The sequence below is a fragment of the Salinimicrobium sp. TH3 genome (assembly GCF_026676115.1).
Classification (GTDB): Bacteria; Bacteroidota; Bacteroidia; order Flavobacteriales; family Flavobacteriaceae; genus Salinimicrobium.
In genome coordinates this window covers 1-15,632 of sequence record NZ_JAPONB010000008.1, presented here as the reverse complement: position 1 = coordinate 15,632, position 15,632 = coordinate 1, and the positions used below count along the sequence as shown (strand labels likewise).

Genomic DNA, 15,632 nt, shown 5'->3' with positions numbered 1-15,632 from the left:
TTATTATGATGAGCAGAACAATAAGTTTAAAGGAAGGGGCAGCAAAGACATTTTCAGTTGTTGATGTTGATAATGAGATACAACAGGACTCTGCTGCCTCAGTTTCAGAAGATCTAAAAATTCTGAAAATGGGGGTCTGGGCTTTTTTTATTCTTCTGATTATTGAAGGCGGTTTAAGGAAATGGGTATTGCCGGGGCTGGCAACTCCATTGTTAATTGTAAGAGATCCTTTAGCCATCTGGATGATATACAAAGCTATTCAAAAAGGGATTTGGACTCCCGGAGCCTATGTAATTATAATGTGGTTTGTCACAATACTAAGTCTGGCAGTAACATTTATTTTTGGTCATGGCAATTTCCTGGTCGCGTTTTATGGGTTTAGGATTACTGTTTTACTTTTTCCGGTAATATTTATAATAGGAGCCGTTTTTAATAAGAATGATGTAATTAAAATGGGAAAGGTTATGCTATGGATAACCATAGCGATGACGATTTTGGTGGCGTTCCAATTCTACAGTCCTCAATCTGCCTGGGTCAACAGAGGAGTAGGTGGAGATCTTTCGGGGTCTGGGTTTAGCGGGGCAGCCGGATTTTTACGTGTACCTGGAACATTTTCTTTCACAAACGGATTATCCCTATTTTATGGACTGGCAGCAGCATATATTTTTTATTTCTGGATTGCGGAAGGAAAAAAGAATGTTTCGAAATTATTACTGGCTTTTGCAAGCTTTTCCTTACTGGCTGCGATACCTTTAAGCATAAGCAGGGCAGTTGTTTTTCAAATCGCTTTGTCCCTGGTCTTTATGATGGGAGTAACTCTAAGAAATCCTGGAAAAGTGAAAAATATAATTGGTTTCGCTTCTATAGGAATCCTGCTTTTCTTACTCATTGGAAATTTTTCATTTTTTGAAACTGCCAGCAAAGCTCTAACAGAACGTTTTACAACGGCAAATACAACTGAAGGGGGAATGGTAGAGGGAGTTTTTATCGATAGATTTTTAGGAGGAATGTTCAGTGCTATTTCTAATGAATCTTTTGCCTTTTGGGGGGGAGGACTCGGGATGGGAACAAGTGTAGGAGCTGAAGTATTAGCAGGTGGTCGAGGTGTTTATTTAATTGGGGAAGATGAATGGGCGCGAATTATGGGGGAAATGGGTTTAATTTTTGGTTTAATTGTCATTTTTGTAAGGGTAGGACTGGCAATGGATCTCTTAAAGAGGGCCTGGGATAATTTGAGTTACAGTAACATTTTGCCATGGATGCTAATTAGTTTTGGTTTGATGAACATCTTACAAGGGCAGTGGTCTCAACCTACTAATCTGGGCTTTGTAGTTTTGGTGGCGGGGCTGATAATTGCCTCTACAAATCACGAAATATCCCACTGAAATGAATATTGTAATTATTGACCGTCACAAATTTACCGTTCACTAATCATTTTTCTTCTTAGGTTCTCTTACTAAATCAATCTAAGGGATCTCTGCCATCTAAGTTATGAAGGGTTCAAATCCAATAATTTTTTAACTCCTTTCTCGTATAATGAAAACAGCTCTAATAAGTGGTATTACAGGTCAGGACGGAGCTTATTTAGCCCAACTTTTACTTAGTAAAGGTTATCGTGTCGTTGGCCTTGTTAGGAGCACACAGAATATAAAGGACATAGGCCTTGAGTATCTTCAGATTAGAACCCAGGTGCGAATAGTAGCCTGCGACCTCACAGATCTATCACAGGTTATTACAATACTTAGAAAATATTCACCGAATGAGATGTATAATTTGGCAGCTCAAAGTTCTGTAAGTTTATCTTTTCAACAACCTATTGGTACGATCCAGTTTAATATTCTGTCCGTTCTGAACATTCTGGAGGCTATAAGGATTTTAAATATTAATGTTAAATTCTACCAGGCTTCAAGTAGTGAAATATTTGGAGCTACAGTACTACCTATAAACGAAGAAAGTATGATCAAGCCTTTAAGTCCGTATGGAATTTCTAAGGCAGCAGCTCATTTGATCACCAAAAATTACAGAGAAGCTTACGGAATCTATAGCTGTTGTGGAATACTATTTAATCATGAATCCTATCTAAGGAGTAATGACTTTTTTGTAAAAAAAGTTATTCTTGAAGCAATTAAAATAAAAAATGGCGAGTCAAAGGTGCTAAAGGTGGGCAATATTGATGTTAAGCGGGATTTTGGATGGTCTCCCAAATACGTTGAAGCAATGTATCTTATGCTTCAACAGCAGAAACCAGAAGAATTCGTTATTTGTTCGGGCTACTCTATTTCCCTGCGTAGCATAATCAATTACATTTTTGAATTTTTGGACATCCCTCTGGATAAGGTGATTATAGACCAAAAGTTATACAGACCTACAGAAATCACTGACATCTACGGTGATAGTAGTAAGGCCAAAGAAATTCTGAATTGGGATTATTCAATAACTTTTTATGAGGTTTTAAATGTTTTGATAAATGAGGAGCTCAACAACAGCGAAGACAAGTCTAAGGGTAAATTATTTCCAGAGGCGGCCAAGGAAAGGTTTTAATTTTAGTTTGGAGTTCATCTATGATGATCTTCGCCGAAGGCTACAGAAATCAATTGAGCCAACCGTTTTTATTTCGAGTTGCTATAACAATGGTTACCTTTCCAAGATTTTTAACATACTTGAGGCCGGTTTAAAGCAGGGAAATGATATAAACCATATAACGGGAGAATTACACTTCCTGAATATTCTAATGAATCGAAAAAAAGTGGTTTTGACAATTCTGGATTGTGGTATGATAAAAAGGAAGAAAGGACTGGAAAAAATAATTGTTAATTGGTTTTATCTTTCTTTACCCATTTCACGAGCCCGAATAATTACGGCCATATCTGAAGAAACAAAAAAGGAAATTCTGCACTACTCAAAATGTGATTCTGATAAGATAAAAGTAATTCCGGTTCCGGTTTCATCAATTTTTCAGCCTTTCGCAAAGGATTTTAACCAAATAAAGCCCGTTATTTTACAAGTAGGTACTACTCCAAATAAAAATCTTTTGAGGCTTATTCAAGCTTTAGAAGGTTTGGAATGTCATCTTTCTATTGTTGGAAAATTATCTGTAGAACAATTAGAAGCTTTAGATACCTACAAGATTGAATTTAGTAATGAATTCAACATTACAGATGAACGCCTCCTTGAAAAATATCAAGAATGTGATTTACTCTCCTTCATATCTACTTTTGAAGGCTTTGGAATGCCCATTGTCGAAGCCCAAATGGTGGAGAGACCGGTAATAACTGCTAATACATCATCAATGCCAGAAGTGGCTGGCCGGGGAGCATATCTAGTTGACCCTTTTAATGTGATGGAAATAAGGAGTGGCATTAGGGAAATAATACAAAATAAGGAGCTTAGAAGCGATTTAATTGAATTGGGAAAGGTCAACAGGAAAAGGTTTGACGGAGACCTTATTGCAAAAATGTACCTGGAGGTATACAAAGAATGCATGGGTAAAAACCTGTAGTATTTCTACTTAATCAAGGTCAAACTACAGAAACCTCTATGCATTCAAGATCTTTACTCAGTTAACAAAAATCATTTAAAATGTGCGGCATTCTTGGACAAATCAATATTAGCTCTGGTGAAGCTTTGAAGCTTGATCTTGATAAAATTGGTCATAGGGGCCCCGACGGAAGAGGGGAATGGAAAAACTCTGAAGGAAATGTTTATTTAGGACATACCAGGCTTGCAATTCTGGAGCCCTCTCCGGAAGGTCACCAGCCTATGTTTGATGCTTCTAAATTAGGGACTCTTGTTTTTAATGGGGAGATCTACAATCATCAGGATTTGCGTTTATTATTGCCTGATGTTTCCTGGCGCGGTAATTCTGATACAGAAACCCTGGTGGAATTGTTGGCAGCACTTGGTTTAAAAGCTTTAAACCTGTTAAAGGGAATGTTTGCCTTTGCCTTTTATGACTCCAGAGATCAATCGGTGTTAATTGTACGAGACAGATTAGGAATAAAACCACTTTATTTAAAATTCTCTCATGATACGATCAGCTTTTCTTCTGAGATTAGAGCCTTATTGGAACAGGGCAAATTAAAATTTACTAAAAAAGGCCTGAGTCAGTACATAGGTTTTGGTCATTTTCCACAAGACAGTGAAATTGTCAATGACATTTATTCTGTGCCTGCAGGAAGTTGGATAAAGATCAATCGGGACGGTACTTTAGAAAAAAAAATGTGGTGGTCTGGGGAAAATTTTTCTAAACAAGAGAATAAGCTCAAAAAAAAAGATACTAAAGAAGTTAAACAATTTGTCACTCGGGCAATTGAGGAGCACCTAATCTCTGATGTAGGCGTGGGAGCTTTTCTTAGTGGCGGGATTGACTCCAGTATTATTGCTCTTGTCGCAGGAAAGAAATTAGGAAAAAATCTCCGGACGTTTACTGTAGGATTTCCTCAATCAGAATATGATGAAAGAGATATTGCTCGAAAAGTTGCCGATCGAATAGGATCGGATCATACAGAATTGAATATTGATGAGGAAGCTTGTGTTAATTGGGTAAAGGAGGCAGTAAATTGTCTAGATCTTCCCTCTCTGGATGCAATTAATACTTACATAATTTCAAAAGCGGTAAAGGATGCCGGTTTAAAGGTGGCACTTTCAGGATTAGGCGGGGATGAATTGTTTGGTGGATATCCAGCTTTTAAAAAAGTTCCATCGGTTAATTGGTTCGGTAACCTTCCAGATACTTTAAGAAAGGGTTCATTGCTTTTTCTTCCTCATGGCCTTAAAATGAAATTAGAGGGTTTAACAGACTATTCTGTCGTCAATCTTACTGTGGCAAGTAGAAGATTTACCTCTGCGAGCCGTATGAACTTCATGGGATTAAATGACGGTGTTCCGCAGATTCCTGCGGTGCCGAAAAGCTTTGATAAAATGAGTAAGATTTCGTGGGCCGAAATATACGGTTATATGATCCCAATGCTGCTACGAGATAGTGATCAAATGAGCATGGCGGTTGGACTTGAAATTCGTGTTCCTTTTCTTGATCATCATCTTGTAGAGCATATACTAAAGCTTCCAGAAAATCATAAAAAGGGAAGGAGAATGAAATCTCTTTTAGTGGAAGCATTTAAAAAAGACCTGGTGCCAGAAGTATATAATCGCCCGAAACAAGGTTTTGTTTTGCCCATGCAGGAATGGTTAAATGGCCCCCTGAGAAATTTTGCAGAAGAGGGAATTCATGTGGTAGCACAGTATTTAAAAAGTCAGGAGCCGGTAGTCCAAATGTCCCAATTTACAGAGGGAAAACTTCATTGGACACGAATCTGGCATTGGAGCGTTTTAGGACATTGGTTAATTCGGCAAAACCAATTCGCCCAGTCTGCCGATTGGGGAAATGAGAATTCTAAGATTCTATTGCAATTCTAAAAATAAAATAATTATGCGGATTCTTCGTGTTATAGCCAGTATGGATCCGGTTTCAGGAGGACCTTGTGAAGGTATTCGGAATAGTATTCCTGCTATGGAGCAAATGGGAGCCTTAAATGAGGTTGCTTCCCTGGATGATCCTGATGCTGCATATATTAAGGAGGCACCCTTCAAAATTTATGCTTTTGGTCCGGCAAAAGGTCCTTATGCTTATTGTGCAGGTCTGAGTGTCTGGCTCGAAAAGAATCTGGGAATGTATGATGTTGTGATCATTCATGGACTTTGGCTGTACAACAGCTATGCTACTCTAAGAGTATGGCGAAAGCTGAAGATAAAAGGCCAAAAAATGCCTGTACTTTATGTAATGCCTCACGGCATGTTGGATCCATATTTCCAAAAGAGCAGACAACGACTGTTTAAAGCTGTAAGGAACTGGATCTTTTGGACGCTTATAGAAAGAAAAGTGGTAAATGGTGCAGATGGGTTATTATTTACTTGTCAGAAGGAGCTTTTATTGGCACGGGATACTTTTAAGCCTTATTGTCCTAAGGCAGAATTTAATGTGGGGTATGGAATAAAATCACCGCCTCTTAAAGAAGACAGATTTTTAGAAGGTTTTCTTAAAGCCTGTCCCCAGGTAAAAGGAAGTGCATTTTGGCTATACTTGAGTAGAATACACCCAAAAAAAGGAGTGGACAATTTAATTAAGGCTTATGTAAAGCTCAAGGATGAGGATGGGAGTATTCCCGATCTTGTTATTGCAGGGCCGGGTCTGGAATCTTCCTTTGGGAAAAACCTGCTGAAATTGGCAAAAGGTTATCCAGTCCATTTTCCCGGAATGCTTAATGGATCTGCTAAATGGGGGGCTTTTATGCACGCAGATGCATTTGTTTTGCCCAGTCATCAAGAAAATTTTGGAATTGCCGTTGTCGAGGCTTTAGCGTGTGGAAAGCCTGTACTCATAAGTAACAAAGTGAATATATATAAAGAGATTGAGATTGAAGAAGCAGGTCTTATAAAAAATGACAATTTATCTGAAACATTTTCCTTACTAAAAGAATATCATGAATTAGCACCAGAAGAAAAGATGTTAATGGGTGAAAACGCAAAAATCCTCTTTTTGAAAAAATACAGGATCAAGGAAGCCGCAAAACAAATGCTGCAGGTTCTGGAGCGACAGATTAAAACAGTAGAAAATATTCCTGCTCTGTAATTCGGTAAAAATGAAAGTATCTGTAATAATACCAGCCTATAATGCGCAGGCATGGATTGGTCGGTGCATCCAAAGCGTAATGGCTCAAACTTATAAAGATCTTGAGATAATAGTGCTTAATGATGGAAGTACAGATGAAACCTTGCAACTTCTTATTGAAATTACTGAGCAGGATGAAAGAGTACAGGTCATTAATAAAAAAAACAGTGGTACTTATCTTACCCGTAAAATGGGAGTCAAAAGATCCATAGGTGAAGCTATCTTTCATGCAGATGCTGATGATTTTTTGGAACCGTTTGCTATTGAGGTGTTAGTTAAAAGAATGTTGAAAGATCGTGCCAATCTCGTAATTGGTAACCACTTTCAACTTCAAAACGGAAAAAAACGAACTGTGACTAATTTTATTCAAAAGGATCAAAGCAGGACCAGTCAATTGAAAAGCCTTTTTAAAAATGACTTAAAAGGTTATGTTTGGGGGCGACTATACCGGCGGGAGCTATTAACTTCAATAGATTTTGAGGCGACCAAATTACTTCAGGAAGATTTTTTAACTAACCTTCTTGTTATATTGAAAAATGATGTAAGGATTGCGGTTGAGGAAACTCCTGTTTATAATTATTTAGTTCATAAAAACAGTGCTAATTCCTCTCGAGACACTATTTTCGTTGAAAATGTTTATTCCTTTATAGAGCTCACCGAAAGCATTTTAAAAGAAGCGGGTCATTTTGAAGATGTAAAGAATGAGTTTGAACTTTTTAAGTGCCGCAACTGGATAGTCTATTCACGGCTTGGAGGAAGACTTTCAAGAGATAAGCGATTTAGAAGTCAGTTCTTTAAGAAAAGTTATACAAGTAATGTCCACTTGCATCTAGCTTATCATCATAGGCTCGAAATGATGGTTTATAGATATCACCACAACCTAGGTAGGTTAGTGACACGTTCTCTGAAACAAGTAGATAATCTAATAAATTGATAACATGGCTGTTTATTCTCAAAAAAAAGATTATGTCGATCTGGCTCAATATGATTTTAGTTTCAGCCTCAGGAATAAATTGGGACGACTCCTATGGAACATTTGTTACTGGTTCTTTTATCGCCCATTCAACCTTGATATCTTCAAAGGCTGGAGAAATTTCATACTTCGTCTGTTCGGAGCCAGAATAGGGGAGAAAACAAGTATTTGTGCAAGTGTGAAAATCTGGGCGCCCTGGAACCTGGAGGTGGGGAGTTTTTCCAGTATTGGACCCCAGGTAATCTGTTACAATCAGGGAGGAATAACTGTTGGGAGTAATACTGTTATTTCTCAGAAGACTTATTTGTGTGCTTCAACTCACGACCACACTATTGCCAATTTCCCTCTCGTTCTTCATCCAATTTACATTGGGGATCAGGTTTGGATAGCAGCAGATGCTTTTATTGGTCCCGGGGTAATGCTTGGAGAAGGTAGTGTAGTAGGTGCAAGGGCAGCTGTCTTTAAAGAAGTGGAGCCGTGGACAATAGTTGGCGGTAATCCGGCAAAATTTATCAAGAAAAGAAGCATAAGTTCCTAATAATCCTTTTTGTTATAATCTCTTTTATTAAATCAACGGTTGATGATCTCTATAATTATCCTTACCAAAAATGAAGAAAAGGATTTAGAAAAGTGCCTCCAGTCCCTGGTGTGGGCAGATGATGTACATGTCCTGGATTCGGGTAGTACAGATAAAACAATAAAGATTGCAGAAAATTTTGGAGCTAATGTAAGCTTCAATGCTTTTGAGAGTTTTGGTAAGCAAAGAAATTTTGCATTAGAAAATCTCCACATCAAAAATGACTGGATCTTGTTTTTAGATGCCGATGAGGTGGTAACTCCACAATTTGAACAGGAAGTAAAACAGTCAGTTCTAATGGCTCCACCAGAAACAGCCGGTTTTTACTGCTGCTGGAAAATGATGCTGGAGGAGCGCTGGTTAAAATATTGTGACAACTTTCCAAAATGGCAATTTCGCTTACTCAAGAAAGGCAGAGCTAACTTTACCGATTTTGGCCACGGGCAGAAAGAAGGCCATGTTTCGGGTAAAATAGGATATATAAAAGAACCCTACCTGCATTACAGTTTTTCTAAGGGGTGGACACAATGGATTTCAAGGCACAACAAATATTCAACGCTAGAAGCCATAGCACGTATTGATAACAGACCTCCAATAAAAAATATTTTTTCTAAAAACACTAGTGTGCGTAACCCGGCCTTAAAATCCTGGTTAAGCGATCTTCCTGGCTGGCCACTTCTGCGTTTTCTTCAGGCTTATATTATAAATATGGGTTTTCTTGAAGGTGTCCCGGGTTTGATTTACTGTATTAATATGTCTTATTACGAGTTTCTTGTTCAGATAAAAATGAGGGAGCTTAAAAGAAAAAGAAGAATTATAAATCAGGTTTCATCTGCTTCCAAAGTATTCCGTTTTCCAAAAGTTGAGGCTTAAACTGAGAATCACACAAAAGAAATAGAAAAGATACTTCCTAAGCAAAAGAGCTGCCCCCCAAGACCCTGTATTTTAAATTATTGTGAAGAAATAACTTTTCTACAGGTCTTCGAAAGCGGATCCATCTTCAAGGTCAAAAATCATTTGACTTTAAGCTCCCCGGTGCCATTATGAATTTTGACATTAATCTTATTTCTAGCTATTTGTAGGAGCAATTGCTAAAGGAATAGAATGGTATACCACAGTTTTAAAAAAGTTCGGTGCATCCGAACACAGTTACTGTCCAATAAAATTTTTCGACTTCATCCTTATCTTTTTAACCAATGAAAAGACTTCAACAAAATCAGTTAAGGCAAACTTTGCTTGTGACCCTTCTTTCCTTTTTCTTTTTGGGAGTTGCAGGTTCATCTGAACCGGAGACGGATTCTAATTTTTTCGGAACAGAAATTGAGAATTTCAGATATAATGAAGGGGCCATTCTGGTGCTTACATTATCTACCAATTATTTTAGTAGTTACACGACCGAAATTTTGCTGGCTGAAGGGCTTAATAGTTATAATACAGCAGATATATCAGGAGTAACCACAAATGATCTAACAAATTACGGGGTGATAATTCTGGGGCATATTTCTCTAACAGACGCTCAGGTTGTTATGCTGAGTGATTGGGTGAATAACGGTGGTACACTAATAAGCTTTAGACCCGACCCTAAGTTAGCATCTTTACTGGGGTTAAATGCTGTGGGTGGGACATTAGCTGACAAGTACCTTTTGATTAACACTGCAACAGGTCCCGGAGAGGGGCTGGTAGGTGAAACAATCCAATTCCATAGCGAGGCAGATCTGTACACTCTGGACGGTGCAATAAGCCTTGCCACGTTATATTCAAGCGCAAATACTTCAACGTCCTATCCTGCAGTGACCAGCCGGAATATCGGAGAAAAAGGTGGTAAAGCAGTTGCTTTTACTTATGACCTTGCTCGCTCGATTGTTTACACTCGTCAGGGAAACCCGGAATGGGCGGGACAGGAAAGGGATGGGCAGCCCGGGCCGATTAGAGCTTTTGAAATGTTTTACCCGAGTTGGGTGGACTCAAATAAGATAGCTATACCACAGGCAGATGAACAACAGCGGCTGTTGGCAAATATCATTCTACAAAGTAGCCAAAAGCCTCTGCCCCGGTTCTGGTATTTACCCCGTGGCCTTAAAGCAGCCGTCGTTATGACTGGAGATGATCATGGGAACGGTGGTACAAGGGCTCGTTTTTTTCAGTATCTGGATCTAAGTAAAGAAAATACCCCCCAGGCAGTTGCAGATTGGAAAGCAATAAGAGGCAGTAGTTATATTTATCCTAATACCCCTCTTTCAGATACTGATGCAAAATATTTTCAGGATTTAGGTTTTGAAATAGCCCTCCACCTCAATACAAACTGTGGAAATTACACTGCAATTTCTATTGATGGCTTCCTTAGTACACAATTGGCTGAGTTCCAAAATAAGTTCCCAAGTTTATCAGACCCTGTAACAAACAGGACACATTGTATTGTTTTTAATGATTGGGATACACAACCCAAGGCTGAATCTACCTTTGGAATTAGAATGGATGCAAATTATTATTACTGGCCGGATACTTGGGTGCAGAACAACCCCGGGTTCTTTACAGGATCTGGCTTTCCCATGCGTTTTTCCGACGTGAACGGCAATACTATTGATAATTATCAACTAGCTACTCAGATGACCGACGAATCGGGGCAAACCTATCCGTTTACAATAGATCAATTATTGGATAAAGCTTTGGGAGCAGAAGCTTATTATGGTGTTTTTTGTGCCAATATTCACACAGATGAGGATTTTTCTGAAGCTTCGGATGCTATAATATCAGCTGCACAGGCCCGTAATGTACCGGTTATTTCAGCCAAGCAGCTTCTGGACTGGATGGATGCACGTAATAGTTCTTTTTATAACAACATAGTATGGAATGGGAGTGCTATAAGTTTTTCTATTGAAGTTGCAGGTGCTGCTAATAATCTGGAAGCTATGCTGCCTGTGGAAACGAATAACAAGAGACTTACCGGCTTGACATATTCGGGAGCTCCAATAAGTTATAGAATAGAAAAGATAAAAGGGATGGAATACGCGATTTTTACCGCCAGCTCCGGTCAATTTAATGCAACTTATGATGTTAATGAGCCTCCTGTTGTTAATATAATTTCCCCAACCAAAAATTCTACGTTTTTAACCTCCGAGAATGTAAATATTTTGGTAGAAGCGTCAGATCCGGATGGGGAAATAGCAAGAGTAGAATTTTATAATGAAAACATCCATTTAGGTGAAGATACAGATAGTAATGATGGCTGGTCTTTTGACTGGAATGGTTTGGAGGAGGGCAGTTATACATTGTTTGCGAAAGCTATAGACAATAAAGGTTCAATTTCCATTTCTGAAGGTATTTTTATTAATGTTCAATATGATCCTAATAATGTCAATTGTCCGTGTACTGTTTTTGAACCTTCTGAATCCGCTGTTAGTCTTTTTAATGAGAATCAGGGTATACAGCTCGGAATGAAATTTCAATCTGAAGTCGATGGTTATGTGAATGGGGTACGTTTTTATAAACAAAGTGGCCATACCGGAAATCATGTAGGTCAATTATATAGCCTTAGTGGAGAATTACTGGCTGAGGCTATTTTTTCTAATGAAACGTCATCGGGTTGGCAGGAAGTATCCTTTAGCTCTTCTGTAGCTATATCCAGTAATACAACTTATATTATATCTTACCATAGCAGTGAAGGATATTATTCTGCGAGTGACACCTACTTTAATGAGACCAAAAATAATCTTCCGTTAAAAGGACTGGCAAACGGAGAGGATGGACCAAATGGGATCTATGCGATCAATAATTCACCTACTTTTCCTACACAAAATTTCCAGGCATCCAATTATTGGGTTGATGTAGTATTCGACACGAAACCAACTTCTAATAATGGCATTCCGGTTGTGACTATTGATTCCCCTCTTCAAGGAGAATTTTTCCAAGCCCCGGCAACTATATTGCTGAGTGTTTCAGCATCAGATCCTGACGGAGAGGTTGTGAAAATGGAGTTTTTTAATGGGCAATTAAAATTAGGAGAGGATGTTGATGGGAGGGATGGATGGAATTACTCCTGGAATGATGTAGCTGCCGGTATATATACTGTCACAGCAAAGGCTACAGATGATCTTGGAGGTTCCTCTTCGGCAGAAGTGGGCTTCACAGTCACATCTCAGCCTTCATTCTCTTCCTCAATAGTTAACGAAAATAATTTACCGGGAAATCCGGAAAGTGAATGGGATATTAATGGTGCAGGAGATCTCTCAATCCAGGGATTTGCAACAGATATAAGTTACAACAAGGGTGAAACAGCAAGGTTTAAAATCAAAACAGATGCCAGGGACTATGACATAAAAATTTATCGACTCGGATACTACCAGGGCAATGGTGCAAGATTCCAGGGGGATGCGATTGTTACAGCAAATTTGCCGCAATCTCAGCCGAGATGTATAACAGAATCTGAAACAGGTTTACTGGACTGTGGTAATTGGGAAGAAAGTGCATCCTGGAATATACCTGCAGCAGCTGTTTCTGGTGTTTATTTAGCTAAATTAACCCGAAATGACACCGGGGGTTCAAGTCATGTCCTTTTCGTGGTTAGGGATGATGCCAGTACGTCCGATCTGCTTTTTCAGACTTCAGATGCTACATGGCAGGCTTATAATATCTATGGTGACAATAATAATGGTCGAAGCCTCTACACAGGATTAGGAGGTAAGGCAGTTAAAGTAAGTTATAATAGACCATTTTTGACCCGTAATGGCGGCGGCGGTGGTGGAGCAGAAGAAGACTGGATTTTCAATGCTGAATATCCTATGATTCGCTGGATAGAGGCCAATGGCTATGATGTTACATATACTACAAATGTCGATAGCGACCGCAGGGGACATTTGATCAAAAACCATAAAATATTTCTTTCTGTTGGTCACGATGAATACTGGTCAGGAAATCATCGTCAAAATGTTGAAGCTGCAAGAAATCAGGGTACAAACCTGGCATTTTTTAGCGGAAATGAAGTCTACTGGAAAACAAGATGGGAGACCAGCATAGACGGGAATGGAGTTCCACATAGAACTTTAGTTTGCTATAAGGAAGGTTCAACTGGTGAAAATACATGTAGTGGTAAATGTGATCCCAGTCCAGAATGGACAGGGTTGTGGCGTAGTGGCTGCGAATTTTCTTCCGATGCCTGTCAGCCTGAGAATGCTTTGACAGGTCAAATCAGTTGGTCTGAATCAGATGCTGCAATGACAGTTTCTAGCAGCTTCCGGGACCTTCGCTTTTGGCGCAATACCAGTGTAGCCTCATTAAATGATGGTCAATCGGTTTCATTTACCTATGGAACAATAGGTTATGAATGGAATGCCGAGCAGGAGGAGTATAAATCTTTCTATCCTGACGGAAGGATATTGCTTTCAAGAACGAGTATAGATGGTGATATTCATAATATTTCCCTTTACAAACATAACAGTGGAGCATTAGTTTTTGGGGCCGGTACGGTTCAATGGTCATGGGGACTGGATAGTAACCATGACAGAGGTGATGCTGCACCAAGCCGTGATATGCAGCAGGCAACGGTAAACTTATTTGCAGATATGGGAGTTCAGCCTGGAAGTATTCAGTCTGAACTTGTTAAAACAACACCTTCCTCAGATTTTGAGGCACCCGTAATCAGCTTTACTGCACCTTTGGAAGGAGCTACTATTCCGAATAATAATGAGGTAATTGTTACCGGATCAGTAGTAGAAGAGAATACTTTGGTGGCAGTGGAAATATCTACAGATGAAGGGTTGACCTGGAATGTAGCTGAAGGCGAAGACAACTGGATCTATACCTGGACTCCCACTGTAGAAGGTCCTACGACTATTCAAGCAAGAGGTTTGGACGATTCCGGAAATCTTAGTTTGCCTGTTATAATTAACTTAACAGTATCAGATACGTTCAACAATGCTTCACCAGTTGTAGACATATCTCAGCCTGCAGATTTTTCTGTATTTACAGCTCCGGCTGATATATTAATATCCGCTACCGCTTCAGATGTTGATGGTACTATCAGCAAGGTAGAATTTTTCAATGGTTCTGTGAAAATTGGAGAAGATCTTACCAGTCCATTTTCATTATCATGGAATGACATATTGGAAGGTATTTACACAATAACAGCCAGGGCTACAGATAATGATGGGGCGGTTGGTGTTTCTGATATTATAAATGTAACAGTGAATAAAAATGGTGACAATTCAAATTGTCCTTGTAGTGTATTTCAGGCTACAGATATACCGGGAGCAGGCCTAAGTAATGATGGTACCCCCATACAGTTGGGTATGAAATTTCGGTCAAATGTTGACGGAGTTGTGACCGGTGTAAGGTTTTATAAACAAGTTGGAGATCCCGGAATTCACATTGGCCAACTATATAATCCGGCAGGAGTAGTATTGGCACAAGCAACTTTTTCAAATGAAAGTGATTCGGGATGGCAACAAGTGAACTTTCCCGATCCCGTAGAAATTACTGCAGAAACTACCTATATTATTTCTTATCATAGTAGTGATGGCTATTATACGGTAAGTGATTCAGGGTTTGAACAGGCCATTGTAAATGGGCCTTTGCGTGGTCTGGGAAGTGGAGAAGATGGACCAAATGGGGTTTATAGATATTCAGCTGTACCGACTTTCCCTTTCAATAGCTTTCTTTCCAGTAATTATTGGGTTGATGTTGTTTTTAATAAAGTGAATATGGCACCCGTTGTGGCGATCACTTCACCATTGGAGGCTGCTACCTTTACAGCTCCTGCTGATATTCTAATTACAGCAGATGCTTCAGATACTGATGGTACTGTGGTTTCGGTGGAATTTTTTGAAGGCACTAATTCCCTTGGAATAGACAGCGATGGTAATGATGGCTGGAGTCTCACCTGGACCGGTGCAGTAGCTGGAACTTATGCTCTGACTGCGGTAGCGACTGATGATAAGCAGGAGAGTACCACTTCATCAGCAGTTAATATTGAAGTTACACCTGCTAACACAGCACCAATAGTTGCGATCACTGCACCATTGGAGGCTGCTACCTTTACAGCTCCTGCTGATATTCTAATTACAGCAGATGCTTCAGATACTGATGGTACTGTGGTTTCGGTGGAATTTTTTGAAGGCACTAATTCCCTTGGAATAGACAGCGATGGTAATGATGGCTGGAGTCTCACCTGGACCGGTGCAGTAGCTGGAACTTATGCTCTGACTGCGGTAGCGACCGATGATAAGCAGGAGAGTACCACTTCAGCAGCAGTTAATATTGAAGTTACACCTGCTAATGTAGCACCATCCGTAGCTATAACTTCACCTTTGGAAGGCGCAAGCTTTACAGTTCCTGCTGATATTCTAATTACAGCAGATGCTTCAGATACTGATGGTACTGTGGTTTCGGTGGAATTTTTTGAAGGCACTAATTCCCTTGGA

9 protein-coding genes are annotated in these 15,632 nt (G+C 39.4%); all 9 read left to right on the top strand.

The window, feature by feature from the left end; all coding sequences use genetic code 11:
* The first annotated feature begins 5 nt into the window (after positions 1-5).
* Positions 6-1,385 carry a hypothetical protein gene (locus tag OU683_RS12375; protein ID WP_268138745.1) on the top strand — a complete coding sequence of 460 codons (1,380 nt, stop codon included), beginning with the start codon at positions 6-8 and terminating at the stop codon, positions 1,383-1,385.
* A 151-nt stretch (positions 1,386-1,536) separates the two neighbouring features.
* Positions 1,537-2,541, top strand: a complete 1,005-nt coding sequence (locus tag OU683_RS12370) for a GDP-mannose 4,6-dehydratase (RefSeq protein ID WP_268138743.1) — start codon at positions 1,537-1,539, stop codon at positions 2,539-2,541.
* On the top strand, positions 2,468-3,499 hold the full coding sequence (locus OU683_RS12365; protein ID WP_268138742.1) for a glycosyltransferase family 4 protein: 1,032 nt from the start codon (positions 2,468-2,470) through the stop codon (positions 3,497-3,499). Before OU683_RS12370 ends, OU683_RS12365 begins: the two co-directional genes overlap by 74 nt.
* An 80-nt stretch (positions 3,500-3,579) precedes the next feature.
* Positions 3,580-5,415: an asparagine synthase (glutamine-hydrolyzing) gene (gene asnB / locus OU683_RS12360; RefSeq protein ID WP_268138740.1), complete on the top strand. Its 1,836-nt coding sequence runs from the start codon at positions 3,580-3,582 to the stop codon at positions 5,413-5,415.
* A 13-nt stretch (positions 5,416-5,428) separates the two neighbouring features.
* Positions 5,429-6,628, top strand: a complete 1,200-nt coding sequence (locus OU683_RS12355) for a glycosyltransferase (protein WP_268138738.1) — start codon at positions 5,429-5,431, stop codon at positions 6,626-6,628.
* Between the two features lie 10 nt (positions 6,629-6,638).
* Positions 6,639-7,601 (top strand): glycosyltransferase family 2 protein, encoded by a 963-nt coding sequence (locus OU683_RS12350; RefSeq protein WP_268138736.1) that lies wholly within the window; start codon positions 6,639-6,641, stop codon positions 7,599-7,601.
* A 4-nt stretch (positions 7,602-7,605) separates the two neighbouring features.
* Complete coding sequence (locus OU683_RS12345) at positions 7,606-8,178, top strand: LbetaH domain-containing protein (RefSeq protein WP_268138734.1); 573 nt, start codon at positions 7,606-7,608, stop codon at positions 8,176-8,178.
* A 42-nt stretch (positions 8,179-8,220) separates the two neighbouring features.
* Positions 8,221-9,090: a glycosyltransferase family 2 protein gene (locus OU683_RS12340; protein ID WP_268138732.1), complete on the top strand. Its 870-nt coding sequence runs from the start codon at positions 8,221-8,223 to the stop codon at positions 9,088-9,090.
* A gap of 323 nt (positions 9,091-9,413) precedes the next feature.
* A partial coding sequence (locus OU683_RS12335) for a N,N-dimethylformamidase beta subunit family domain-containing protein (RefSeq protein ID WP_268138730.1) occupies positions 9,414-15,632 on the top strand: 6,219 nt, incomplete at its 3' end.